The sequence below is a fragment of the Bacillus sp. Bvel1 genome, from assembly GCF_014872755.1.
GTDB lineage: Bacteria > Bacillota > Bacilli > Bacillales > Bacillaceae > Bacillus > Bacillus velezensis.
In genome coordinates this window covers 830,985-857,937 of sequence record NZ_JAAOBZ010000006.1, presented here as the reverse complement: position 1 = coordinate 857,937, position 26,953 = coordinate 830,985, and the positions used below count along the sequence as shown (strand labels likewise).

Annotated in this window: 22 protein-coding genes; all 22 read right to left on the bottom strand. The window is 46.2% G+C overall.

What is annotated here, in order from left to right; all coding sequences use genetic code 11:
- Position 1: 1 nt before the first annotated feature.
- A complete protein-coding gene (mutL, locus tag HAP68_RS08275) occupies positions 2–1,879 on the bottom strand; it encodes a DNA mismatch repair endonuclease MutL (RefSeq protein WP_003154106.1) in 1,878 nt (625 codons plus the stop codon).
- A gap of 15 nt (positions 1,880–1,894) precedes the next feature.
- Positions 1,895–4,480, bottom strand: coding sequence for a DNA mismatch repair protein MutS (gene mutS, locus HAP68_RS08270; protein ID WP_024085312.1), 2,586 nt, complete (start codon positions 4,478–4,480; stop codon positions 1,895–1,897).
- Positions 4,481–4,598: 118 nt separating this feature from the next.
- Positions 4,599–5,144 carry an outer spore coat protein CotE gene (gene cotE, locus HAP68_RS08265; protein ID WP_003154111.1) on the bottom strand — a complete coding sequence of 182 codons (546 nt, stop codon included), beginning with the start codon at positions 5,142–5,144 and terminating at the stop codon, positions 4,599–4,601.
- Positions 5,145–5,397: 253 nt separating this feature from the next.
- Entirely contained in the window at positions 5,398–5,829 is a 432-nt protein-coding gene (gene ricA / locus HAP68_RS08260; RefSeq protein ID WP_003154113.1) for a regulatory iron-sulfur-containing complex subunit RicA, read from the bottom strand.
- Between the two features lie 2 nt (positions 5,830–5,831).
- The gene (miaB, locus tag HAP68_RS08255; RefSeq protein ID WP_024085311.1) at positions 5,832–7,361 is read right to left on the bottom strand and encodes a tRNA (N6-isopentenyl adenosine(37)-C2)-methylthiotransferase MiaB; all 1,530 of its coding nucleotides are present in this window, start codon (positions 7,359–7,361) and stop codon (positions 5,832–5,834) included.
- Between the two features lie 142 nt (positions 7,362–7,503).
- Complete coding sequence (locus HAP68_RS08250) at positions 7,504–8,682, bottom strand: glycine C-acetyltransferase (protein WP_088037143.1); 1,179 nt, start codon at positions 8,680–8,682, stop codon at positions 7,504–7,506.
- Between the two features lie 12 nt (positions 8,683–8,694).
- Positions 8,695–9,741, bottom strand: a complete 1,047-nt coding sequence (tdh, locus tag HAP68_RS08245) for an L-threonine 3-dehydrogenase (RefSeq protein WP_024085310.1) — start codon at positions 9,739–9,741, stop codon at positions 8,695–8,697.
- Positions 9,742–9,999: 258 nt separating this feature from the next.
- Complete coding sequence (spoVS, locus tag HAP68_RS08240; protein WP_003154135.1) at positions 10,000–10,260, bottom strand: stage V sporulation protein SpoVS; 261 nt, start codon at positions 10,258–10,260, stop codon at positions 10,000–10,002.
- A gap of 199 nt (positions 10,261–10,459) precedes the next feature.
- Entirely contained in the window at positions 10,460–11,254 is a 795-nt protein-coding gene (locus tag HAP68_RS08235) for a TIGR00282 family metallophosphoesterase (RefSeq protein ID WP_003154137.1), read from the bottom strand.
- Positions 11,255–11,314: 60 nt separating this feature from the next.
- On the bottom strand, positions 11,315–12,874 hold the full coding sequence (gene rny, locus HAP68_RS08230) for a ribonuclease Y (RefSeq protein WP_003154140.1): 1,560 nt from the start codon (positions 12,872–12,874) through the stop codon (positions 11,315–11,317).
- Positions 12,875–13,166: 292 nt separating this feature from the next.
- Complete coding sequence (locus tag HAP68_RS08225; protein ID WP_003154142.1) at positions 13,167–14,348, bottom strand: serine hydrolase domain-containing protein; 1,182 nt, start codon at positions 14,346–14,348, stop codon at positions 13,167–13,169.
- Between the two features lie 168 nt (positions 14,349–14,516).
- Positions 14,517–15,560: a recombinase RecA gene (gene recA / locus HAP68_RS08220; protein WP_003154145.1), complete on the bottom strand. Its 1,044-nt coding sequence runs from the start codon at positions 15,558–15,560 to the stop codon at positions 14,517–14,519.
- 170 nt (positions 15,561–15,730) lie between these two features.
- The gene (locus HAP68_RS08215) at positions 15,731–16,981 is read right to left on the bottom strand and encodes a competence/damage-inducible protein A (RefSeq protein WP_024085307.1); all 1,251 of its coding nucleotides are present in this window, start codon (positions 16,979–16,981) and stop codon (positions 15,731–15,733) included.
- Positions 16,982–16,998: 17 nt separating this feature from the next.
- Positions 16,999–17,580, bottom strand: coding sequence for a CDP-diacylglycerol--glycerol-3-phosphate 3-phosphatidyltransferase (gene pgsA / locus HAP68_RS08210; protein ID WP_003154147.1), 582 nt, complete (start codon positions 17,578–17,580; stop codon positions 16,999–17,001).
- A gap of 74 nt (positions 17,581–17,654) precedes the next feature.
- Complete coding sequence (locus HAP68_RS08205; RefSeq protein ID WP_024085306.1) at positions 17,655–18,545, bottom strand: helix-turn-helix domain-containing protein; 891 nt, start codon at positions 18,543–18,545, stop codon at positions 17,655–17,657.
- A gap of 18 nt (positions 18,546–18,563) precedes the next feature.
- Positions 18,564–19,355, bottom strand: coding sequence for a DUF3388 domain-containing protein (locus tag HAP68_RS08200; RefSeq protein ID WP_003154149.1), 792 nt, complete (start codon positions 19,353–19,355; stop codon positions 18,564–18,566).
- A 127-nt stretch (positions 19,356–19,482) separates the two neighbouring features.
- Positions 19,483–19,740 (bottom strand): DUF3243 domain-containing protein, encoded by a 258-nt coding sequence (locus HAP68_RS08195; RefSeq protein WP_024085305.1) that lies wholly within the window; start codon positions 19,738–19,740, stop codon positions 19,483–19,485.
- Positions 19,741–19,815: 75 nt separating this feature from the next.
- A complete protein-coding gene (gene ymfI, locus HAP68_RS08190; protein WP_014305021.1) occupies positions 19,816–20,544 on the bottom strand; it encodes an elongation factor P 5-aminopentanone reductase in 729 nt (242 codons plus the stop codon).
- A gap of 58 nt (positions 20,545–20,602) precedes the next feature.
- Complete coding sequence (yfmH, locus tag HAP68_RS08185) at positions 20,603–21,889, bottom strand: EF-P 5-aminopentanol modification-associated protein YfmH (RefSeq protein ID WP_014305020.1); 1,287 nt, start codon at positions 21,887–21,889, stop codon at positions 20,603–20,605.
- On the bottom strand, positions 21,886–23,166 hold the full coding sequence (gene yfmF / locus HAP68_RS08180) for an EF-P 5-aminopentanol modification-associated protein YfmF (RefSeq protein ID WP_014305019.1): 1,281 nt from the start codon (positions 23,164–23,166) through the stop codon (positions 21,886–21,888). Before yfmF ends, yfmH begins: the two co-directional genes overlap by 4 nt.
- A 151-nt stretch (positions 23,167–23,317) precedes the next feature.
- Positions 23,318–26,437: an MMPL family transporter gene (locus HAP68_RS08175; protein ID WP_024085304.1), complete on the bottom strand. Its 3,120-nt coding sequence runs from the start codon at positions 26,435–26,437 to the stop codon at positions 23,318–23,320.
- Positions 26,437–26,892: a MarR family winged helix-turn-helix transcriptional regulator gene (locus HAP68_RS08170; RefSeq protein WP_003154157.1), complete on the bottom strand. Its 456-nt coding sequence runs from the start codon at positions 26,890–26,892 to the stop codon at positions 26,437–26,439. Before HAP68_RS08170 ends, HAP68_RS08175 begins: the two co-directional genes overlap by 1 nt.
- Positions 26,893–26,953: the final 61 nt, after the last annotated feature.

Below are 26,953 nucleotides of genomic sequence, written 5' to 3'. Positions count from 1 at the left end.
TCTACATCACACGCTTAAACATCTTCTCCATCTCATACGTACTGTGGTGGATAATGATTGGCCGGCCGTGCGGGCATGTGAACGGGTCTGTCGTTCGGCGCAGGTCGTCCAAGAGCGCTTTGATTTCGTCATTTCTCAAATGGCGGTTCGCTTTGATTGAGCCTTTGCAGCTCATCATAATGGCCGCTTCCTCCCTGAGTTTTTTAATATCGATCTGTTTGGCGTCAAGCACCTGCTGAATGATTTCTTCAATCAGTTCAGCTTCTTCCCCTTTTGGAAACCAGGCCGGATGGCAGCGGACGATGTAGCTGTTCGTGCCGAATGCTTCTAAAAATACTCCGACGCTTTCAAGCTCATGCTGATGCTGATCAATGATCAGCGCTTCATTTGCCGCATAATGAAAGGTGAGCGGCACGATCATATCCTGCACTTCAGGCTCGACCTGCCCGACTTTCTCCCGGAAATATTCGTATTTAATCCGTTCTTGCGCCGCATGCTGGTCAATGATATACAAGCCGTTTTCGTTTTGGGCTAAAATATACGTCCCGTGCATTTGGCCGATCGGATACATCACCGGAACTCTTTCTTCCCGTATTTCTTCAGAGTCAGCCTCCTCTTCAGGCTCCGGAATATCGGAAACAGGCGCTTCCGTTACCGGCATGCCGAGCTCCGGCGGCACTCCGTGACCTGCTTCATCCGGCAGGGACTCTTCTTCTATGACCGGCTCCGGCTCTTTTACGACCGAACTCAGCTTCATCGGTGAGTAAGACGGCTCCGGCGTTTTTTCAGGAAGTTTCCGCTCAGGCGCGCTTTCCTCGAATGTCATAAATTGCTGTTCGTTTTTGGCCGGTGCCGGCGCTGTTTTTTTCGGGAGCTGGGCGCTCGGAATAAGCCGCTGCTTTTGAAACACTTCCTTTATCCCGTCACGGATCAGCTCATGCAGCTCCGTCTCTTTGCTGAGGCGAACTTCAAGCTTCGACGGATGGACATTGACATCGACCAAAATCGGGTCCATCGTAATTTCGATAAACGTAATCGGATGGCGGCCGATCGGCAGAAGTGTGTGATAGCCCTCATGCACCGCTTTTACAAGCGGAAAATTCTTAATGTATCTGCCGTTAATGACAGATGACATGTAGTTTCTGGATGCACGCGTGATTTCCGGAAGCGCGATGTAGCCCTTGACTTCAAAATCAAGCGAGCTGACATGGAGCGGTATCATTTTTTTCGCAACCGCCGTCCCGTAAATTGCGGCCAGCACATGGCGCACGTCCCCGTTACCGTTTGTCTGCAACAGATTTTTCCCCTGATGGCGCAGACGGATGGATACTTCCGGATGCGCAAGAGCAATCCGGTTGACAACATCCGTAATATTGCCGAGCTCCGTATGCACGGTTTTCATATATTTCAATCTGGCGGGCGTATTGAAAAACAGGTTGGTAACGATAATCTCCGTTCCTTTTCTGCTGGAGGATTTCTGCTCAGAAATGATATTCCCGCCCTGAAGAATGAGATGGGTTCCCGCCCCCTCTCCGATGCTCGTTTTGATTTCCAGATGAGAAACAGACGCGATACTTGGCAAAGCTTCTCCGCGGAAACCGAGTGTTCTCACCCGGAACAGGTCGTTTTCATCTTTGATTTTACTGGTCGCGTGGCGGCGGAAAGCCCGCTTGCAATCATCGGTTTCCATCCCTTCGCCGTTATCGAGCACCCGAATCGACGAAAGCCCCGCTTCCTCTATGTCGATCTCAATGACTGTGCTGTTTGCGTCAATGGCGTTTTCCACCAATTCTTTAACGACTGAGGCAGGCCGTTCGACCACCTCGCCGGCCGCTATTTTATTCGAAAGTTCATCTGACAGCTGGATGACTTTTGCCAAGTCCGTCACCTCTTTCTATTTTAATTTTTTTTGCAGCTCGTACATTTCATTCATCGCCTCAAGCGGCGTCATATCGAGAATATTGATTGACTTAAAAGCTTCAAGCACTTGTTTTTCTTTATTAGAAACCGCCGGTGCCTTCTGTTCTTTTTCACCGTCAGCAAAAAAGGACAGCTGTGCCGGTTCTTCTTTGACGGCGGGCTTTTTCTCAGGTGCCGCCGGAAGCTCCGGTTTATCTCCCGTCTGCTCAAGCTGTTTCAAAATCTCCTGCGCGCGGCTGATCAGATCGTCCGGGAGCTCCGCAAGCTGGGCGACATGAATGCCGTAACTTTTATCTGCGGCTCCTTCTTTGATTTGATGGAGAAACACGACCGTTCCGTTATATTCCTCTGCACGCACATGAACGTTTTTCAGCTGAGGAAGCTTATCTTCAAGCACCGTCAGCTCATGATAATGCGTGCTGAACAGTGTTTTAGCGCCGATATGATCATGAACATATTCAATAATCGCCTGTGCCAGCGCCATTCCGTCGTACGTTGATGTCCCGCGGCCGATTTCATCAAACAGGATCAGGCTGTCTTTTGTGGCGTTCACAATCGCGTTTTTCGCTTCCAGCATTTCCACCATAAAGGTGCTTTGTCCGGAAATCAAATCATCCGCTGCCCCGATTCTCGTGAAGATTTGATCAAAAATCGGCAGAACCGCTTCTTTTGCGGGCACAAAACAGCCGATCTGGGCCATGATCGATAGAAGTGCGATCTGTCTCATGTACGTGCTTTTACCTGACATATTCGGACCCGTAATCAGGAGCATTTCCCGCGAATCGCCCATCAAGCAGTTGTTCGGCACGTATTCTTGACTGTCCATCACCTTTTCAACGACGGGGTGTCTCCCTTCAATGACTTTTACTTCATTATCAGAAAAGACGGGCTTTGTGTAATGCCTGTTTTCACTGATCGTAGCAAAGCATTGCAACGCATCCAGCTCACTCATTTGTTTGGCAAGACGCTGCAGACGCGGAATAAATTGTTTGACCTTTTCACGCAGACCGGCAAAAAGCTCATATTCCAGCTCGCAGATGTTGTTTTCCGCTTCTAAAATAAGCGCTTCTTTTTCCTTCAATTCCGGCGTAATGTACCGTTCGGCGTTTGTGAGGGTCTGCTTCCGCTCATACCGCCCGTCCTCAAGCAGATGAAGGTTTGCTTTTGTGACTTCAATATAATAGCCGAACACTTTATTGAAACCGACCTTTAATGAACGGATGCCCGTATAAGCGCGTTCCTGCTGCTCCAGTCTGGCAATCCAGTCTTTACCGTTTTTGCTGGCGTCACGGTACTCATCGAGCTTCTGATGATAGCCGTCTTTAATTAAGTTGCCTTCTTTTAACGATAACGGCGGGCTTTCATGAAGGGCTTCTTCTAACAGGTCAAGCAAATCTCCGCACGGATCAATCAAGCCGGCGCGTTCTTTTGCTTTTTTATGGTTAAGAGATCCTACAAGCTCTTTAATGCTCGGCACTTGTTTTAAAGATTCTTTCAGCTGGATTAAATCTCTTGCGTTGACGTTTCCGAATGCGACCCGGCCCGCCAGACGTTCTAAATCGTATACTTCCTTCAGGCGCTCGCGCAGATCTTCACGCTCAAACAGATGATTGATCAGCGTCTCGACCATTTCCTGGCGTTCTTCGATTTGGGATGCCCTGATCAGCGGGCGGTCAATCCATTGTTTGAGAAGCCGGCCGCCCATTGCTGTTTTCGTCTCGTCTAAAAGCCAAAGCAATGACCCTTTTTTGCTTTTCGAACGGATCGTTTCCGTCAGCTCAAGATTCCGTTTTGAATACAGGTCAATTTTCATCGCTTCTTCCAATTCATATACTTGAACCGGCTGCAGATGATCCAGGCTCCGTTTTTGCGTTTTCTGCAAATACGTATATAAACGCATAAACGTCTCTGTCAGCTCTTCGCCCGGCAAGTGCTTTGCGATTTCAATGCGTTCTGTTATTTCCCCGTCTTCGATGGAAATCGTTGCGCCGCACCGTTCTTTCAGCTGAGCAGCCGTATGTTCGTTAAACTTGCTTGATACGACAATTTCCTTTGCGCCGACTGAGTAAATTTCTGACATGACATCTTCAATCCGCTCAATAAATACGGCCAGGTTTTCTCCGGTCGTTAAGTCTGATAAAGCGAGACCGTATCCGTTACGAAATTCGGAAACGGAAGCGATAAAGTTGTTTTCCGACTCATGGATGCCTTTTCCATCCATCACGGTTCCCGGGGTGATCAGCTGGACGACTTCTCTTTTTACAACGCCTTTAGCCGCCTTCGGATCTTCCGTCTGCTCACAGATCGCCACTTTATAGCCCTTTTTAATCAGCTGTTCAATATAAGCCGCCGCGGAATGATACGGCACGCCGCACATCGGAATTTTATCAGCCGAACCTCCGTCTCTGCTTGTCAGTGTAATTTCAAGCTCTTGCGACGCTTTTTTTGCATCTTCAAAAAACATTTCATAAAAGTCACCAAGCCGAAAAAATAAAAAGGCATCTTGGTGCTCTGCCTTTATCTTCAAGTATTGCTGTATCATAGGCGTGTAACTAGCCATCATTTAATCCCTCACTATGTATCTTCTCTTATCCGAATCCCATTATAACATAAACAAAAGAGTGATATCTTTATATATAAAAAAGAGACTCGGGGTGTTAAACTCCCCTAGCCTCAACTTATTCTTCAGGATCTCCGACTAAAAATTCAGGGTTAATGTCCTCTAATTCTTCGTCAAGATCGTCTTCCCAATCATCATCATCGTCTTCTTCCCAGTCAGGATTGACTTCGACGACGACTTTCGTTTCACCGACCACTTCTGCTAAAAATTCCCTCTCTGCCTGAACAACGATTTTATTTCCGTTAGGAGAAATGGTGACTTCAAGACAATTCGGCTGCTGCAGCACTTTGGCAATGACTTCGTGTTCGTCATCTAAGTAATTTGTATCTCTGTATCTGAGTTTAATCACATCGACATACTTTACTCTCTCGGTTACAACTTCCGTTTTTGTATTATCGGCGTAAGAGTACCAGACGTTTATATCATAATACCCTTCAATTTCTACAGTCTTCCCGATCTTTTCGGCATCGTACTTGTGGTTGATAATCCAGCCGCCCAGTATACTTGACGGTTTTTCTCCAGGCGAGATCGTGTTGGTGCATTGGGTGAATTTTCTTCCTTTCGCAACTACCGCTTTCGTAATAATTTCCCTGTATTCAGACATTCCGGCAGGCCTCCTTGTTCTTCTTCGTGTTATCTTATGCTGGGCATTTGTCTCATGTGCATTTTTATAATAAAAATATAAAAATACAAAGTTTCTGTTTCATTGTATGCAGCCCTGCCCAGAAACTTTACTTTTAAGTATGATAAAACTTTCCAGTAAAAAGAGGACAAAACGTTGAGACAATGAAAATTTAGTACATATCACAATTAGTTCTTAAACAGCAAAAAAACACGGGCCGATGAAGGCCCCGTGTTTAAATAGAACAGCTGTTATTCGAATGTTTTACTTTTGAACCGGTTTCTCCCGTCAGCAGGTTGCCTCCGGTAGATGTAATAATTTCGTTTGTCACCTGATTTGAGATCGTATGTGCGACAAGCTGAAGAAGGTCATTGACCTCAATCTGGGAATCTCTGAATTCCTGAATGATCGGAATCCCTTCAAGCTCTTCCTGCAGGGCGTCAATTTTACTTTCCACTTGCTTCAGCGCTTCAAGCTTTTCGTAGTGCTTCAGGTTAACGGCTTGCTTTTGCAGGGTTTTAATCTGATTAATAATCGCAGAGACTTTTTCATTTTCGTTAATCTGCGCCTCGGCGCGTTTGAAAAAATCAACTTCTTCTGTTTCAGAAATCATTTTCGCAAGGTTCCTAGCCTGCTGTACAATGTCTTTCTTTGAGTAAAGCGTCATTATTATTTCACCTCGATTGCTTCTCCTGCCATCACACCGTCAAGCGACCATGTTTTCGCCTGTTCGATTTTGACGCGTACAATCTTGCCGATGGCGTCTTTCGGCCCTTTGAAGTTGACGAGCTTGCTTTTTTCCGTATAGCCGGCAAGAATGTCAGGGTTATTTTTGCTTTCTCCCTCAACTAATACTTCGACAGTCCTGCCTTCATATTCCTTCATTTTTTTGGCTGAAATTTCTTTCACCAAATCATTAAGGCGCTGAAGACGTTCTTTCTTGACCCTCATCGGAACATTGTCTTTCATCTTCGCTGCCGGCGTGCCTTCACGAGGAGAGTAAATAAACGTATATGCGCTGTCAAATTCCACTTCGCGATATAACGAAAGCGTTTCTTCAAATTGTTCATCGGTTTCATTCGGAAAACCGACAATAATATCGGTCGTCAGTGAAGCGTTCGGCATCGCCGCTTTAATTTTTCCGACAAGCTCCAGATAGCGTTCTCGGTCATATTTACGGGCCATCATTTTTAACATCGCTGAGCTTCCTGATTGAACCGGAAGATGGATATGGTCTAAAAGGTTGCCGCCTTTGGCGAGCACTTCGATCAGATGATCATCAAAGTCACGCGGATGACTCGTCGTGAACCGGATTCTCGGAATATCAATTTTACGCAGTTCGTCCATTAAATCACCGAGACCGTACGTCATATCCTCAAAATCTTTTCCGTACGCATTCACGTTTTGACCGAGCAGCGTGATTTCTTTAAAGCCTTCGCTTGCAAGTCTTCTGACTTCCTGGATAATTTCCTCAGGACGGCGGCTTCGTTCTTTTCCGCGGGTATACGGTACGATGCAGTATGTGCAGAACTTGTCGCAGCCGTACATAATGTTGACCCAGCCTTTAATTTTTCCGTTGCGGACTTTCGGAAGGTTCTCAATGACATCCCCTTCTTTCGACCACACTTCAATGACCATCTCTTTTGATAAATATGCCTCTGATAACAGTTCCGGCAGACGGTGAATGTTGTGCGTGCCGAAAATCATATCGACAAACGGGTGCTTCTTAAGGATGCGGTTTACGACTGATTCTTCCTGTGACATGCAGCCGCAGACGCCGAGAATCAAGTCCGGGTTATTTTTTTTGAGCGCCTTTAAATGGCCGAGCTCTCCGAACACTTTGTTTTCAGCGTTTTCCCGGATGGCGCAAGTGTTTAATAAAATAACGTTCGCGTCATCTACCGAATTTGTCGCTTCATAACCGAGCGCCATAAAAATACCCGCCATGACTTCCGTATCATGCTCGTTCATTTGGCATCCGTACGTGCGGATATAAAATTTCCTGCCTTCACCAAGGCCTTTAAATTCTTCAGAGATTTTAAAATCGTTATGATATTGAACGGATTCTTTGCCCCGTTTTTTTGCATCTTTTAAAGAAGGCGGAATATATACGGCTTCAAAATACTTGCTGTAATCCTTTTCGGATTTTTTGTCCGCCGGATTCACTTGTCCGCTTTCCTGCTTTTGCTTTTCATTCATGTTCGAATGTCTCCTTTCAACCGAAACTTCCACCCTCAAGTATACTGGTTAAAAGCGTTTGGCACAACCGCCAGCCTATTATTGTACACCTTATTGAGAATAAGAATCAATAAGAAATAAAAAAGAGGGAATCATTTCCCCCTTACACAAGCTGAAGCTCTTTTGCGGCTGAACGGATTACTTCAAGGGCCCGGTCAAGCTCCTCTTTTGTATGCTCCGCCGTAATAATGGTGCGGATTCTCGCTTTTCCTTGGGCGACCGTCGGATACACGATGCTTTGTGCAAACACGCCGCGGGTCAATAAAAGGTCTGATAATGCCTGGGCTTTTTCTTCCTCCCCTATTAATATCGGCACGATCGGTGTTTCGCTTTTTGTGAGGGTCAGCCCCATTTGAACCAGTTTGTCTTTGAAATACGCCGTGTTCTCCCATAGCTTTTCCATATGCTCAGGCTCTTCCAGCAGGACGTCAATGGCTTCTATGCATGCGGCCGTTACTGCAGGCGGATGAGAAGTGCTGAATAAGAAAGGACGCCCTTTATGGCGCAGGTAATCGATCAGAACCTGCGACCCTGCGGCGTAACCGCCAAGCACTCCGATGGCTTTGCTTAATGTGCCCACCTGTATGTGGACTCTTCCGTCAAGCCCGAAGTGATTAACCGTCCCCCTTCCGTTTTTTCCGAGTACGCCGGAAGCATGCGCATCGTCGACCATCACAAAGGCATCGTACGCCTCGGCAAGTTTGACGATGTCAGGCAAAGGAGCGATGTTGCCGTCCATTGAGAATACGCCGTCGGTGACGATCAGGCGCATGCGGTAATTCATTGATTTTTTCAGCACCCTTTCCAAATCGTCCATATCAACATGGCGGTACACCTTTTTATCTGCTTTTGTCAGCCTGATCCCGTCAATAATGGAAGCATGGTTCAGTTCGTCAGAGATCACGATATCTTCTTTTGTAAGAATGCTTGATAAGACGCCCTGATTCGTTGTGAACCCCGATTGAAAAACAAGTGCCGCTTCTGTTTTTTTAAAGGTTGCCAATTTTTTCTCCAGCTCATTGTGCATTGTGAATGTTCCGGCGATTGTACGGACGGACCCCGTACCCGCTCCGAATTCTTCCGCGGCGCGTTTGGCCGCTTCGACAAGTCTCGGATGCGACGTCAAACCGAGATAATTGTTCGATGAAAGCTGTATCACGTTTTCCCCTTTGACTTCCACCGACGGACCCTGCTTCGTTTCAATTTGTTTCATTTGCTGCCACGTTTTATTTTCTTTCATTTTATCAAGCTCTGCTTTTAGAAATTCAAATTCTTTCATTATAGAACCCTCCCCTTATGGAATCAAAATGACTTTGCCGCACTGTCCCTTTCTCATCAGGTCAAACCCTTTTTCAAAGTCTTCAAGCGGAAACTGATGCGTGATCACCGGCGTCAGATCAACAAGGCCGGATTCAAGCAGGTGCGATACCTGCCGCCATGTTTCAAACATTTTTCTGCCTGTGATGCCTTGGACGGTAAGTCCTTTAAACACCACGTCATTTGTCAGGTCAACCGTCACCGGACGTTCCGGCAGACTCAGCATGTGGAACCTCCCCCCGTTGGCCGCCATCTTTAATCCTTGTGTTATGGCTGCCGGGTGGCCTGACATTTCGCAGACAAGGTCGATCCCTTCTCCGCCTGTTAAGGTGTCGATCACCTCAAGCGGATCTTCCTCGTCAGCTGAAATGGTGATCGCAGCTCCCAATTTCTTCGCAAGAGCCAGCCTGTAATCATTTTTATCAATGGCCGCAATACGGGATGCACCGGCCGCTTTAGCCACCGCCACCGCCATCAGCCCGATCGGTCCGCAGCCGATAATTGCAGCGGAACCGCCCGCAAGCCCGCTGCTTTCCAGCACCGTATGCACCGCGTTGCCAAGGGGCTCTTGAACAGAGGCGACGGCGGGGTCCATATCAGCGGGGTTTTTCCAAACATTTCGGGCCGGCACTTTGACATATTCAGCGAAGGAGCCGGCTGTATCTACCCCGAGGATCTTTGTATGGGTGCACACATGATGTTTTCCTGTTAAACACGGGACACAAGTACCGCAGACGAAGTGGGTTTCAGCCGAAACGTAGTCACCTATTTTGACATTTGTGACGTGCTTGCCCGTTTCCGCTACGATACCGCTGAATTCATGTCCGAATACTTGAGGTGTTTTGATTCGTTTCTGCGCCCATTGATCCCAATTATAAATATGCACATCTGTACCGCATATAGATGCGGCCTGTACTTTAATGAGAACTTCATTCTCATTAATGGAAGGTATGGGAATTTCTTTCAGCGTTGCTCCGAAAGCGTTTTCATTTTTAACGATAGCTTTCATCTTTCCTCCCAACATGTACACTCCTCCTCGAAAAAACACTGTAATAACTGGATTGTAACATGAGATAAAAAGGAGGTAAACACCAGTGTCCAATCGAGGAAAACAACTGCTTCCGTCCGGAAAAATGGGCGGGATTTTTTTTGAATATTATATGAATAAAGCCATTTATCATCTCTTCGTACTATCAATATAATATTGTGAGAAAATATGACAGCAATAAAAACAACCTGCTCGCCTTACGCAAGCAGGTTGAGAATGTACATGTTTTTGTTTTTAACGGGGTTCGACGATTAACTTAATCGCCGTTCTTTCTTCTCCGTCAATCTGTATATCTGTAAAAGCCGGAATACAAATCAAATCTACGCCGCTTGGCGCGACAAAGCCTCTGGCAATCGCAACCGCTTTAACAGCCTGGTTTAAGGCACCCGCCCCAATTGCTTGAATTTCGGCGGCTCCGCGTTCCCTCAATACGCCGGCAAGCGCGCCTGCTACTGAATTTGGACTTGATTTTGCTGAAACTTTTAAGATTTCCATTTCTGCTCCCCCTTAGTTTTACAATGGATAAGTGAGTGTTCATTAGAACAATCATTATTAGATGTTGCTATCCAAAAAGCCATCCCCACAATGCTTTTCAAAAATAGCGGGCTACCTTCCATTTCTACTATATTCACTAAGAAGTTGCTATATTCCTGCTTTTCCTTTTAATATTTTTATAAAATAAACACATGATCACCTATTCAAAGAACATATGGTCATCATTGATTAATATCCGTTCGATATTTACGGCCTTTTTCGTTTGATCGTCGATGTCAATGAGCACTCCGCTCAGCGTAGTTTTACCTTCCGCCACCGTAAACCGGACGGGAAGATTGGTTTTAAACCGCTTGATGACCGTTTCTCTGTCCATACCGAGAATTCCGTCGTACGGACCCGTCATGCCTACATCAGTAATATATGCCGTTCCTTTCGGCAAAATGCGGTTATCTGCCGTTTGCACGTGTGTATGGGTGCCTACTACGGCAGAGGCTCTTCCGTCTGTATACCAGCCGATCGCAATTTTTTCGCTTGTCGCTTCCGCGTGAAAATCAATAAAAATGTACGGTGTGCGCTTTTTCGCTTCTTCTATTAATTCATCCGCTTTAGCAAACGGATCATCAAGCGGCGGAAGAAACGTCCGCCCCTGTAAATTAATGACGGCAAGCTCTTTTCCGTTCGATTTAATATAAGTAATGCCTTTGCCCGGCGTACCTTCCGGGAAATTCGCCGGCCGGACAAGATGCGGCACATCATCAATAAAGTCGAAGATCTCTCTTTTATCCCACGTATGGTTTCCCATTGTAATGGCGTCGGCTCCCGCTTCCATCAGGCTGTGGTAGATCTTTTCCGTCAGTCCTTTTCCGTGTGCTGCATTTTCTCCGTTAATAATTGTAAAATGCGGTTTATGTTTCGCTTTCAGTTTCGGGACATATTCTTTTACCATGTCGCGGCCCGGGGAACCGACAACATCTCCGATAAATAAAATTCTCATACATTCCATTCCTTCCTTTTCAGGGACTCAAAAAAATAAAGTGATGCGCTAAGCATCACTTTATTTTGCATACTCTACGGCTCGAGTTTCTCTGATCACGGTCACTTTAATGTGTCCCGGATAATCAAGCTCGTCCTCAATTCGTTTACGGATATCACGCGCCAAACGATGGGCTTCTAAATCATTAATGGAGTCCGGCTTCACCATGATGCGAACTTCACGGCCGGCCTGAATCGCAAATGATTTTTCAACACCTTCGTAAGACTCGGAGATTTCTTCAAGCTTTTCAAGTCTGCGGATATAGTTTTCGAGCGTTTCACTTCTCGCGCCCGGTCTTGCGGCTGACAGTGCATCAGCGGCAGCGACCAGAACGGCGATAATGGAAGTCGGCTCTTCGTCTCCGTGGTGTGACGCAATACTGTTAATGACGACTGGATGCTCTTTATATTTGGTCGCAAGCTCCACTCCGATTTCCACGTGGCTTCCTTCCACTTCATGGTCAATTGCTTTTCCGATGTCATGCAGAAGACCGGCCCGCTTGGCAAGCTTTGCATCTTCTCCAAGCTCGGAAGCCATTAAACCGGCTAAAAACGCAACTTCCATAGAATGTTTCAGTACGTTCTGCCCGTAGCTTGTACGGAATTTCAACCGGCCGAGGATCTTGATCAGATCCGGGTGAAGTCCGTGAACGCCGACTTCAAACGTCGTCTGCTCACCCATTTCCCGGATATAGTCATCAACCTCACGGCGGGATTTTTCAACCATTTCTTCAATTCGCGCCGGATGAATACGGCCATCCTGAACGAGTTTATCAAGAGCGATTCTTGCCGTCTCCCGTCTGATCGGATCAAATCCGGAAAGAATGACTGCTTCAGGTGTGTCATCAATAATCAGGTCAATACCTGTAAGCGTTTCAAGCGTACGAATATTACGCCCTTCACGGCCGATGATACGTCCTTTCATCTCATCATTCGGAAGATTGACGACCGATACCGTCGTTTCGGCAACATGATCTGCTGCACAGCGCTGCAAAGCAAGCGACAGAATGTTTTTCGCCTTTTTATCTGCCTCTTCTTTCGCACGGTTTTCGGTTTCTTTTGTCATGATGGCGATGTCATGTGAAAGCTCATTTTCAACCCGGTCAAGAATGATTTGTTTCGCTTCATCCCGTGTCAGGCTCGAAATGCGTTCGAGTTCTGACTGCTGCATACGAATCATCTCATCCACTTTGCTTTCCATCTCTTCAATATGTTGTTGTCGTTCATTCAGAGAATGATCTTTCTTCTCCAACATCGCTTCCCGTTTATCAATTCCTTCATGTTTACGGTCAAGATTTTCTTCTTTTTGAAGTAAACGGTTTTCTTGTTTTTGAAGCTCATTTCGTCTTTCACGAACTTCCTGTTCAGCATCTATTCGAAGTGTATGGATTTCGTCCTTTGCTTCAAGCAGAGCTTCTTTTTTCAGTGCTTCAGCATCACGCTTTGCATCTTCAAGGATTTGCTCGGCAGCACCGCGTGCGCCCGCAATCTTTGCTTCGGCAATGGTTTTACGAACATAGTAGCCAACAACTAAACCGAGCAGAGTCAGCAAAATGGAGATGAGAACCGTCATTGGGGTCATACTTTCACCTCCTCTTGCTATGAACTTGGTTTTTGCTTAAATAAGTGCCGGCATGTACATTGTCTGATTTTCTCAACATACAGAACCTTCACAGGGAATGAGTCTCTCATGCCCTTGTCAAGTTTAAATGGTTTAACAATCATGTTAAAAAAACAAATGTTACAACTTCATTGTAATTGTGTCGGAAATACTTGTCAAGCTTGCCAGCTTAACGATTCGCCTTCAGCTCGGATCGCCGCCCATGTATATATCATACCATACCTTCATCCGCTTTTCGTGAATGACGGCTCTGTCAGTCCGCCTGGTTAAGCAATTGGTAAATTCTATTGTTTACCTGTCCTAATTTGGCGTTATTCTGAATGTTTGACAGTAATATGACATATTTGCTTGCCGAATGGCTGAAGCTGTTTAAAATGTTGTAACCGGGCATAACACCGTGATTGGAATAGCTGCCCGGATCAATGTAAAACCCCATCCCGTAAGCGGCACTGCTTCCTGCTGTAAACATTTTTGTGAAGCTTTCTTTTGAAAGGAGCGTGCCGTTTACGATCGCTTTATCAAATTTATAAAGATCTTCAGCGCTCATATACATGTCGCCCGCCCCGTAAAGCTGCGATAAGTCCAAAAGGTGCGGCGTTACAAGACTGCCGCTCTCATCGACTTTGTAGCCGACGGCAGGATATTTGGCTTCAGCAAATGTTTTGTAAAATCCGGCATGCTTCATTCCGGCCGGTTTGAACACGTGTTCTTTTATATATTGTTCATAAGACTCCCCGCTGACCTGAGATACGATATAAGCAAGCACTGAATAGTTGGAATCCCTGTAATCCCAAACCCCGGGCTGCCTTTTAATTCCGCGGTATTCTATATCCTTGATTAAATCAATTGGAGAAATCGGTCCCCGACCCTCAATATGCCCGTTTATGCCGGACGTATGATTGAGCAGGTTTTTCAATGTGATGCGCGTGCCGTTAGGAAAATTCGGCAAGTATGTACTGACGGGGTCACTCGTCTGCAGCAGCCCTTTTTCTTCAAGCTGCAGGACAGCCGTCGCGATTAACGCTTTTTGTGAAGAACCGATATAATATGATGTCTCCGGATTGTTTTTAATTTTTTGTTTTCGGTCTGCATAGCCAAAGCCTTTTTTCAGCACAACTTTTCCATCTTTTACGATCATTGCTGTGCCGCTGAACCCGATCTGTTGCAAGTAATTGCTGATCTGTTTATTGTGATCGATTGATTTAGGTGTTTTCTCTTTTTGCGTCTTTTCTTTTTTCTGTTGAGTCTGGTCTTTTGAAGTATCAGATTGAGCGGCGGGAGCGTTTTTAACGGATTCCTTCTCCCGATGATGCGCTGTGACGGTCCAGATCATAATAAAAACAGTGACAAGCAGCAGAAAAAGAAACAGCCCTCCCGTTTTCATCAGCTTCTTCTTTCTTTTTTTATTTATTCTTGTGCGGCGGGGGCTCGTCATCTTTTTTCCTCCTCAGATATAATTTCAACTTTCGCCATGATGTTAGACGAGTGAAGGGTGAAAAAAGTTGTAACATTCCAGATAAAATTTTCCGAAACAGCCAGTGTTTTTTTGAAACATACAAAAAAAAGAGCGGAAATTGCTTATTCCGCTCTTTTGATCGTGTTTTTATTCTTCTAATTCCATCTCTTCCTGAACTTCTTCCGCTTTGTCCGTTACACCGTTATTGTCTAAACCGTAATATTCACGGATTTGTTCCTGAATCATCAGCATGATGTCTTTATTTTCTTTTAAGAACTGCTTGGCGTTTTCACGGCCCTGACCGAGGCGTTCTTCTTCATAAGAATACCACGAACCGCTTTTTTGCACGATATCCAGTTCAGTTCCAAGGTCGATGATTTCCCCTTCTTTGGAGATTCCTTCACCGTACATAATGTCCACTTCAGCCGTACGGAACGGAGGAGCGACTTTGTTTTTTACGACTTTAATTCTCGTTTTATTCCCCATCACGTCGTTGCCCTGCTTTAATTGCTCGGCACGGCGCACTTCAAGACGCACGGAAGAATAGAATTTCAGCGCGCGGCCGCCCGGTGTCGTCTCCGGATTTCCGAACATAACGCCGACTTTTTCACGAATCTGGTTAATAAAGATTGCGATTGTTTTAGATTTATTGATAGCGCCGGAAAGCTTACGGAGCGCCTGAGACATAAGACGCGCCTGTAAACCGACGTGTGAATCACCCATGTCACCTTCAATTTCAGCTTTTGGAACAAGCGCCGCAACAGAGTCAACGACTACGATATCAACAGCTCCGCTTCGCACCAGCGCTTCAGCAATCTCAAGCGCCTGCTCTCCCGTATCCGGCTGAGAAAGCAGAAGCTCTTCGATATTGACACCGAGCTTTTGCGCGTAAACAGGATCAAGAGCATGCTCAGCATCAATAAATGCGGCCTGTCCGCCTTTTTCCTGAACCTCAGCGATTGCGTGAAGCGCTACAGTCGTTTTACCTGAACTTTCAGGTCCGTATACTTCAATAATCCGTCCGCGCGGGTATCCGCCTATTCCGAGAGCGGTATCAAGTGCAAGGGAGCCGCTTGGCACCGTTGAAATTCTTGTATCCGTTTTTTCTCCGAGCTTCATGATGGAACCTTTGCCGAATTGTTTTTCTATTTGCTTAAGAGCCATATCTAAGGCTGCCTGACGATCACTCATTTATTTTTTCCTCCTTTATCTTGCCACTACATATACTATACCTTGTTTACTGGCATTTGCCAAGAAAAAAGCGAACGCATATTCGGATTTTTTCCGCGTTCGCTTTTCTGCAAAAGAGCATAATTTCCCTTATGAAACTTAAAAATCAGAGAAAAAAGCTCTTTAAAACTTTATTTTTGATCCAGCATTTTTAAAATGAGATGGCAGCCGTATTTAGCGGCGCGCTTTCTGATTCCGGTTCTTGAGCCGGCAAAGCGAAATTCGTGCACCTCTTCTTTTCCTTCCGCTGAAATGCCGATAAAGACGCGGCCCGGCGCATGCCCTTCCTGCGGGTCGGGACCCGCGACCCCGGTAAAGCTGATGCCGATATCGCTTCCGGTCAGCTTTCTCACACCGGCTGCAAGCTCTTTCGCACACTCTTTGCTGACCGCTCCGCTTTCTGCGAGCGTCTCAGCTTTCACGCCGAGCACATGCTGTTTCACGCTGTCGGAATAGCAGACAACGCCTCCTGCAAATAGTTGAGACGCACCGCTTAAATCAGTCACCCACTCTGAAAACAGGCCGCCTGTAAAGCTTTCGGCAGAAGAAATCGTGATTTTGTTTTGTCTGCATGCTTTTGAAAGCTCCTTCACCAGGGACGTATCATCATATCCGTAGAAAAATTCACCGACACGTTCTAAAATGGCGGCTTCCGTTTCTTTTAAAAGCCGTTCTGTTTCTTTTTCGTCAGCATGTTTCGCCGTTAAACGCAGCGTGACCTCGCCGTCAGCAGCAAGCGGCGCAATCGTCGGATTCGTCTGCGCGTCAATGATATCTTCTAAATCAGCTTCAAGCTGGGATTCACCGATTCCGAAAAACCGCAGCACGGTTGAAACGATTTTCTCATTAGAACCAAGCTTTTTAAGAAGCAGCGGTTTCGCTTCATTTTCAAACATCGGACGCAGCTCGCTCGGCGGCCCGGGAAGCAGCATATAAAGCCTTGAGCCGTGCTCTGCAAGCATTCCCGGCGCCATGCCGAAATGATTCGCCAAAACGTCCGAGCCCTCAATGACGAGCGCCTGTTTGCGGTTATTCGGCGACATGGTCCGTTTTGTTTTCGCGAAATATTCTTCGATCGACCGGAACGCTTCGTCATTCAGAACGAGCGGGCGCCCCAGTGTGTTTGCAATGGTTTCTTTCGTCAAATCGTCCTTGGTCGGTCCGAGGCCGCCTGAAAAAATAATCAGGTCTGAGCGCTCTTCGGCAATGCGGATGACTTGCTTAAGCCGCTCCGGATTGTCACCGACAGCGGTATGATAAAACACGTTTACACCGATTTCCGCCAGCTCTTTACTGATAAACTGCGCGTTCGTATTGGCGATCTGGCCGAGCAGAAGCTCCGAGCCGACCGCAATGATTTCTGCTTTTTTTGCTATTTCCATCTTTAAGTCCTTCTTCCTTAGTTAGATGTTTTTAACGCATCCCAGTTCTTCGCAAAATAATCCCAGCCGGAAATGACTGTGAAGAGCACGGCCACCCATAAAGCGATATCGCCGAACGGGAAAGAAACGAGCTCAAACGGAAGATTATGCAGCAAAAGCGCGGCAACAGCGATGATCTGGGCCCATGTTTTAATTTTCCCCAGCATATTGGCGGCTACAACTTCCCCCGTTCCCGCCAGCACAAGTCTTAATCCCGTTACGGCAAATTCGCGGCTGATGATGATGATGACCATCCACGCCGGCGCAAGGTCAAATTGCACAAGCGTAATTAATGCCGCGGACACCAGCAGTTTGTCAGCCAGCGGATCTAAAAATTTCCCGAAGTTTGTCACGAGGTTCAGTTTTCTGGCGTAGTAGCCATCCACCCAGTCAGTCGTTGATGCGATAATGAACAAAACAGCTCCCGTAAGATGCGCGACCGGAATCGATTCATCCCCTATATGAACGCTGCCCCAATGAAAAGGAACAAGCATGATAATCATAAATACAGGAATTAAAGCGATTCTTGCCAGTGTGATTTTATTCGGTAAGTTAAACATAAAGCCCCTCCAATAATATGTACTCGGACGTGAAGAAAAAGTCATCTTAATCGTTCAGATGACTTTTTCCCCTTTTATTTTTTCATCTTGATTGTGATGGTCTGCGCCATCACATCATGCGGATTGAGTTCATAGGACAGAACCTCTCCGTTGATTTTAATTTTCAGGTTAGGGGCATAGCCCGTGCGGATTTCAATCTGCTTTTGATCCGTGACGTCTTTTTTAAAGGTTTCGCCTTTTTGCAGCGTTCCTTCTTTTAAAGAACCGCCGCTGTCATCACGGACGCGGATCCACGCGCTGTCAGAAGCAATCAGTTCAAGCTTATACTTATCTGCCCCGGAGACGTTGTATGAAGAAGCCGAGCCTTCCGTTCCGGCCGCTTTGATCTCCGTCTTTTCACTGCTTTTTTCTTTCTTTTTCTGCTCTGACGCTTTTGTGTCTTTTTTGCTGTCAGATTGCGCTTCGTCGTTTGTATTGCCGTCGTTTTTCAGCGCAGAATCCTTAGGAATCTCATACTTGCTCTCACTTTGGGTGACGGCCTTATCTCCGTCTGTCTGCCCGGATTTGCTCATTCCGAACTGAATAATCGCATAAATGATCGCGATGACGATAATGACACCGATGACGACAAGGACGGTCGGAAGCCATTCCGCCGCCTTTGAAGCGGACTTAGGAAGCTCCCTTTGCATGGCGAGACCGGAGATTTTTTCCGACACATCGTCATGGTACGTCTTAGGGATGTCTTTTTTATATTCTTCGAATAACTGATCTGAATCAAGCCCGACAGCTTCAGCGTACTGCTTGATAAACGCCCGCACATAAAAATTGCCGGGAATGACGTCATAATTGCCTTCTTCCAGAGCGGTTAAGTATCTTTTCTGAATTTTCGTCGCCGCCTGGAGTTCATCCAATGACATCCCTTTTTCCTCTCTGGCTTCTTTAAGCCGGATTGCTAATTCTGTCACAACAAACACCTTCCAATATTAAAAATCAAAGCTTGAAAAACCGGTCTGGTCAAACATTTGCGGTTCTTCTGCATGTTCATATGTAATGACTTCGTCAGGATCATTTCTGAGTTCGATAATATAATCGAAATCATCGAGCGTATACTCCGAATTTTGAACAAAAATATCGGGGTGCTCCACGACCTTTGTCGCCGGAAGCCGCATAATTTCACTGACGAGCTGAAGATGGCGCTCAGATCCCCGTCTTGTCGAAACGATGCCGTCGAGGATAAACACGTTTTCCGTGCTGTATTCATCGGCAACCAGCTGGCTCCGGATCGTTTGTTTTAGCAGCGTTGATGATACGAAAAGCCATCTTTTGCTGGCACAAACGCTTGACGCAACGATGGACTCCGTCTTTCCGACCCTCGGCATTCCCCGGATTCCGATCAGTTTGTGCCCTTCTTTTTTAAACAGCTCGGCCATAAAGTCAACCAGAAGACCGAGCTCGTCCCTTTCAAAACGGAAGGTTTTTTTGTCATCGGCATCACGCTGAATGTATCTTCCGTGGCGGACTGCGAGACGGTCGCGAAGCCTCGGTTCTCTCAGCTTCGTTACTTTAATGGTCTCCATTGTTTTTAAAATTGATTCCAATCGTTTAATTTGATCTATATGCCGGCATCTGAGCAGCATTCCCCTTCTGGAAAGGTCGACACCGTTAATTGTGACAATATTAATTGACAGCATCCCGAGAAGAGATGAAATATCCCCGAGCAGGCCGGGGCGGTTCACTTGAATTTCATATTCAAAATACCATTCGAGCTTTGCCAAATGATATACCCCCTCCATTGTGGCAAATTTTTACCTTCCTTTATCATAAAACATTTTTCTCTAATTAGAAAGAAGAATGTTGCTCTATAGAGGAAAACATAAAAAAAGAGAGGAGAAATCCCCCCTCTTAATGAGTGCTGTTATTTTCAACAAGCTTCACCATCATATTTGCGATGGCGCGCTGTTCATCTTGAGAAGCAACGCTCCAAAGATCAGCAAGCACTTTTTCCTGATGGTTTTTCGAGTCGACTTCGTTCGCAAGGTAACCGCCGATTTCTGTAGCGAGGTCAGTGATCGTTTCATCACTCATCCCTTTTTCCTGCGCATAGTTCAATCTGTCGCCAAGGAAATTCTTCCAATTATCCCAGTTTTCTAATACTGACATGTTGGGTTCCTCCATTTCATCTGTTGTTACAAAATTATTTTGTCCGTGCAGATGCAAACTATACACACATTTTTTTCAGCAGTGCCAGCCGCCGTTTACGGATAATATATGCCCCGTAATATAGGAAGCCTTGTCCGATAATAAAAAGGCCGCCGCTTCGGCGATTTCCTCCGGCTTTGCCAGCCGGCCCGCGGGAATTTCCTCTGCCAACGCTTCTTTTTCATCAGACGTGAATTGATCAAGCATATTTGTATCAACGGCACCCGGCGAGACCGCATTCACGCGGACGCCGCTCGGAGCGAGCTCTTTGGCAAGCGCTTTGACGAACGAATGCTGCGCTCCTTTGACCATGCTGTATAATACCTCGCACGATGCACCTGTTTCTCCCCAGACGGAACCGATCGCGACAATGCCCCCGCATTTTTTCCGGATCATGCCGGGCACCAGATTACGCGCCAAAAGAAACGGACTCGTCACATGCAGCTGCACCATCTCCCGCGCCGTGTCATCCGTAACGTCCGTAATCAGGCCGAAATGACTTTTGCCGCTGTTTAATATCAGAGCGTCCACAGGCTGCTTAACGGAACGGCTGAGTGTCTCCGCGCCATCCGGTGAGGACAGATCAGCCTGGATAGCGGAGGCTTTTACGCCGAATGATGCGCTCAGCCTTTCCGCAAGCCTGTTTGCGGCTTCCTTATTAGAATGATAATGCAAAAGGACGTCATATCCGTTTTTTGCGAGGACTTCACTTATACTTTGTCCGATTCCGCCGCTTGCTCCGGTTACGAGCGCTGTCTGTTTCATCAATCAATACTCCTTCTTTCCCCAGAAAAACATCCCTCAGGGCGTGAGGGATGTTTTGTTATGATTTTGGCACGACTTTGCAGACTGTCAGCCTGTCTTCTGATATTTCTTCTTTAATGACCCGCTTTACGTCTTCCAGGGTGATCTGCTCCAGTACGGTTACGACATCAAACAGACTCATATCTAAAAAGGCGTAGCGTGTGAATTGGTTGGCGATGTATTCAGGCGAATTGAGCGCTTTTAAAAATGACCCGATCTTCTTTTTTCTCGCAAGGTCAAGTTTTTCCGCAGTCACGGCTGATTCTGCATCAAGAAGCATCTGTTTTAATTCGTCAGCGAGCTTATCCGGCTCCGGTGTATCTCCTCCGACAGAGGCAAAGCCGAATCCGTATTCAGCCGTGTAATCAAAGCTGAAGGTTTCATCAATGTAGCCTTTATCGTACAAGTTGCCGTAATGCGGTGAGCTTTTTCCGAAGAGACATTCAAGCATGAGGTTCATGCTGAGCTCGTGCTTCAACAGCTCCCGCCCCGTTTTATAAGGGTCTTTCGCCTTTAAACCGACAAGACATTTTGAGCCTTGCACGTTCATTTTTAATTCCTGCTCCCGGCGGAAAACCGCTTCCTGCTCCTGAACCTCTTTACGTTTGATTTCAGGCTGGTCTGTAAACGGCTTTTTCTCCTGGTTTTTCCGCACCTGGCTGATGATCGCTTCAGGATCTGCGGGGCCGACGATAAAGAGCAGCATATTGCTCGGATGATAAAACGTTTCGTAGCACTCATACAGCAGATCTTTCGTAATATGAGAGATGCTCTCCACCGTTCCGGCAATGTCAATTTTTACGGGGTGGTCTTTATACATATTTTCGATAAGGCCGAAAAACAGCCGCCAATCCGGATTATCATCATACATATTGATTTCCTGGCCGATGATGCCTTTTTCTTTTTCAACTGATTTTTCCGTGAAATACGGGTCCTGAACAAAATCAACGAGTGTTTCCAGGTTTTTCTCTACATTAGAAGTGCTGGAGAACAGATAAGCGGTTCGTGTAAATGATGTAAAGGCATTTGCCGACGCCCCCTGCTTACTGAAGTCCTGAAACACGTCGCCGTCCGCTTTTTCAAACAGTTTATGTTCCAGAAAATGCGCGATTCCGTCAGGCACGTGTACCATTTCTTCCTTATTTAAAGGAACGAATTGATTGTCAATGGAACCGTACTTTGTCGTAAACACGGCGTATGTTTTATTAAAACCCTGTTTCGGCAGCACATAGACATCAAGGCCGTTTGCCATTTTTTCATGATACAGCGTTTCCTGAAGCTGTTCGAAATTTATCGGTTTAGTCAAGATGCTCCCCCCGTCCCTTTTAAGAAATAAGTCGTATCCAGCTTAATGTTCTTTCCGACATTGATAATGTCCTCTTTTGTCACTTTCTCGATATTGTCGAGGAAAGTTTCGATCGGTATCTCCACTTGGGCTGAAGCCTGCTGATACAGAAATTCCGCTAAGCCGTATGCCGTATCAATCGTTTCTAACACTTGGTTTTTAATAACGGCTTTCGTTTGGGCGATATCGTCCTCTGAAAAGTCACCGTTTTGCATAGCCTGAAATTGTTCTTCGATAATGGTGACGGCCTGCTTATAATTTTTCACCTCAATGCCCGACATGACCATCAAAAGCCCTTTGAAGCTTTCCACCCTTGAGGCTGCATAATAGGCGAGGCTTGCTTTTTCACGGACATTTATAAACAGCTTTGAATGAGAGAAACCCCCGAACAGCCCGTTAAACACCTGCAATGCCGGATAATCCGGATCTGTATATGTCGTATTGGTCCGGAATCCGATATTCAGCTTGCCCTGCTTGACGTCCTCTTCATCAATGACTTCCTTCGGATCAGGCTGTTCATTCGCCGCGCTTCTTTCAAAAGGCTGCAGCTCCCGTTCTTCCGTTTTAAAATACGTATCAACGGCCGTTTTCACCTGATCTGAATCAACATCGCCGATGACGTACAGGTCCAGCTGATCTTCGCGTATGGCTTTTTGATAGGCTTCATACAAATCTTGCGGTGTAATGTGTTCGACATCATCGAACTCGCCGTTGACGTGAAGGGCATACGGTTCGCTTTTGCACATTTCCTGAACGAGACGCAGATTAGAATATCTCATCTTATCATCATATACGGCTTGAATCCGCTGTTTCAGCGTCCGTTTTTCCTGCGTGACATAAAGGGGCAGGAAGGCACCGTTTTCCAAAGCGGGCGAAAAGACAAGCTCTGATAAAAGCTGAAGGCCTTTTTCCAATAACGGTGTGCGGTCCTTCAGATACTTTTCGTTAGGAATCTCAAGTCTGAACGTAATGACATGACGTTCTCCCTTTTTTGTCAGATCAGCTGAAACGGATGTGCCGTACAGCTCATCAAAATAAGAACGCAGATCAGCGGTTTTCGGGCGGCTTTCTGTTCCGCGCAGAAGCACATGCGGAAACAGCGCCCTTTTTGTTACGAGCTCTTTCGTTAAAGGAGCCAGCATTTTAAACGTCAGCGAAACGGTTTTAAATTTCTCAGTCTTTACGATGTGGGCGGTGATCCCGCCGTGCTTTGACTTCATTTCATTTACGTAAGTCATGTGAAACCTCCTTCGTTCATTCTTTAATAGTATGTATTATGGCCAAATTTCAGGATTCGCAAAAAAGAGTGCGCAGATGTAATTATATCAACTGGAGGATTTATAAGGAAACAAAAAACCTCTGCCCGAAAACAGGCAGAGGCATTGAACGTTATTTTTTCAAATTGAAAGGCCACCAGTTGGCTCTTCCGAATATTTTCACCATGACCGGCACAAAAAACGGAAGGACGACAATTGCGTACATGAGAAGGCCTGTTAATACCACGGTTGCAATCTGTAATAAGGAAAGAACGCCTGACGGCAGCATGGCCGCAAAGGTTCCCGCTAAAATAATCGCCGCAGAAATGATGACGGAACCCATATTTTTCATACTGCTGATCATTGCGGGTTCCGTTCCTTCTTTTTTCAGCTCATTAAAGCGGTCCATTAAAAAGATGGAATAATCCACACCAAGAGCCATCAAAATGACAAAGCCGAAGAACGGCACGGCCCAGTTTACGCCCGGATACCCGAAGAAGTGTGTAAAGATGTATTCCGTCACGCCGATGGATGCGAAATACGTCAGTACGAGCGACGCCACTAAATAAACAGGCATAATGAGAGAGCGCAGCATTATGATGAGAATCAGAAAAATTCCCGCCAGCATAAACATTGCCGTCCGTTTGAAGTCTGAATCCGATACTTCTTTCAGATCGGCATTCATGCTGGAGACTCCCGAAACGCCGAAAGAGGCATTCTTCAGATCCGTGTTCGGAATGGCCCTTTTTACGCTCGCTTTGATCGCTTGAATATCTTGAATGGCCGTATTTGAGTAAGGATTGTTATCAAGAACGACGGTCAATTCTGTCGTTTTTCTGTCATCTGACATGTACGTATTAAACACGCTTGTGAAATCACTGTTTGTCAACGCGTCTTTCGGCACAAACCAGCCTGTCATTTCTTTATCTGAGGCCTTGTGAAGCTCACCCAGGTAATCATTCGCCCCCATCATGCCGCTTGATACTTTCTTAAGCCCTTTTACACTATCGTTAAGGCCTGAAGAAAGATCGCTGAGCCGGGAAGAAAAATCACCGAGACCGCTCTTCATTTTTTTCTGGCCCTCCGCGAGCTGTCCTGCCGCCGATTCAAGGCGCGGCATTTGTCCTGCAAGAGCCCCCTGTCCGTCTGACACTTGCTGCAGACCGTTTTCAATACTGGTCAGACCGTTGATCATTGCGTTAATTTGAGTGTCAATCTTCTTTTGAGCGGCTGCCAGCCGGGCAAATTGTTTTTCCGCTTGCTGCAGATGATCCTTTTGACTGTCGACCTGTTTAGAAAACGCTTCTGCATCCGCGTTTGCCTTGGAAACGGCTGACTGTACACCCGTAAAGGCCGATTTGATTTCTTTGTAAGAGGGATCGGTTTTGACTGACGGTATTGACGCTTCCAATTTTGCAAACGGCAGCCGGGCAAGCTGCTTGTTCAAATCGGCAAGCTGTCTGCTGGCTTCATCTTTCATCGGCAGGACGGTTTTTACCAATTTTAAAGCATTTTGCGTTTCTGAAGCGAGACCGCTGTTTTGTTTGAGCTGTGAAGTCAGCATTTGTTTTTGCTCTTCAATCTGCTTTCTCATCTGGGCGACGCCGGCTTTATTCTCATTCACGCCAGCCTGCAGTTTATTCAGGTTTTCTCCTATATCAGAAAGCCCGGATTTCAGAGACAATGTTCCGTCAATAAGCTGATTGACGCTTTTCCCCGACTCTTCGATCTGCGGCTGTGAATCAGCTAACGACTTTGCGGCATGCCCTAATCCGTCCGTGATTTTTTCAAGTCCTGTATTGCCTTTATCAAGCCCTTCTTGAAGCTGCTTTGCCTGATTTGTGACAAATAATTGATTCAATCCGTTTCCGGCAGGGCGCGTGGCGCTTCTGACCGTTTTTACCCCCTCTGTTTTTTCAAGTTCCCTGCTGATTTTTTCGATATCAATCAGGTGTTTTTCGGTATTTAGAGGCTCATCATTTTTGATGACGACTGTGGCCGGAAGAAGCTCCCCCGGGCCGAATGCGTCAGAAATCGTATTAAACGCGCGGACGGATTCATATTTATCCCCGATTTCGTCAAGGCTGTTGTAAGATAGCGATCCTTTGTAAAGAAGGATAGGCGGGACGGTGAATACCGCAACGATTGCAAGACTGATGAGCGGCCTTTTAAATGAAAACCGCCCTGCCGTTTCCCAAGCTTTGCTTTGAGGATGGGAAATATCACCCTTAACGGGCCAAAACAGTCTTTTTCCTAAAACAGCCATAAAAAACGGCACGATCGTCATGAGCGCAAGCAGCAGCACCGCGACACCGACCGCAACGGCGGCTGCCGACTGATACAGCTTAAATGTCGCAAACCCGATGCAGGCAAATCCGATCAGCACCGCACCGCCGCTGTACAAAACCGTCTTTCCGGCCGTTTTGTAGGTGACGACGATCGCCTCTCTTATATCAGCGCCATGCGACAGTTCTTCTTTAAATCTGCTGAGAAGCAGAATGCAGTAGTCTGTGCCGATTCCGAACATAATCGCAACCATGAAAATCTGCGTAAAAGTTGAGAGCGGAAAATTCAGCTGGTCGACTAAAAATGCGACAATCGACTGGCTGACTAAATAAGATATCAATACAGATAAAAGCGGCACAAACGGAGCGACCACTGACCGGAATACAAGGATCAGCACGATCAGGATAAAAGCGACCGTTATATATTCAGTCTTTTTCAATCCGTCCTGTGAGCTTTTTAACACATCTTCATCGATCAGCGACTGGCCTGTAATGCCGTATGATACGCCGTACGGTTTCAGCTCTTTATCAATTTTATTTTTGATTTCGAGGATATCGTTTTTGGATGTATCAAGCTGCAGCTGAACGAGCATCGTTTGTCTGTCTTTTGACAGCAGCTGTTTTTTGATGTCGTCATTTTTCTCCCCGAAGTATGAAGTCACCGTTTTAATCTGAAGCGCTTTTTTCTGTTCAGACAAAGTGCTGACGGCTTCTTCCAGACGATCTTTTTTGTCTGTCATTAAGCCTTTTTCGTGAAATACGATGACGGCAGAAGAAGACGGTGCATCTGAATCAGACATTTCATCAAGCAATTCATGGGCATAAGAAGAGGAATATCCGTCCGGTACGGAAATCTGCCCTTTCTCCCGTGTCAATTCAGCCATATCAGGCGCTGTAAGCATAAATATCACCGTTGCGGCGATCCATACCGCGGCGATGATCCAGCGGGCTCGGATAATGTTTTTCATTATGTCTGCTGATCCTCCTCTGTCATCATCAATCGATATAATTTTTCATATGTATTAACGAACATCTCCGCCTCGTCTTCATCAAAATACATAATATATGAACGGACGAGTTCCTCAATCCGCCGCTCCACACGGTGAAATACTTCCGTCCCCTTTTCCGTGACATTTAAAAGTATGCTCCGGCGGTCGCTTTGGCTGCGTTCTCTATTGATGTAGCCTTTTTCATACAGGCGGTTCGTCATCGATGTAATGGCGCTTTTGTTGACGTGGCACACCGCGGCCAGTTCAATTGATTTGCAATCCGGATTGAGCATAATATAGCGGAGTATGTAATATTGATCCAATGTCAGCTCTTTGTTCACTTTTTCAGCGATAATGCTGTCAATTTTTTTTAAGACGTGCAGGTATACATCGGAATAACGCTGAATCAGCTGCTTTACTTTTTCTTCATGCATCTTTTCCCCCTCCTTCCAATAGTTAAAATGTTTAACTATTAAAAAGGATAACGACTTGACG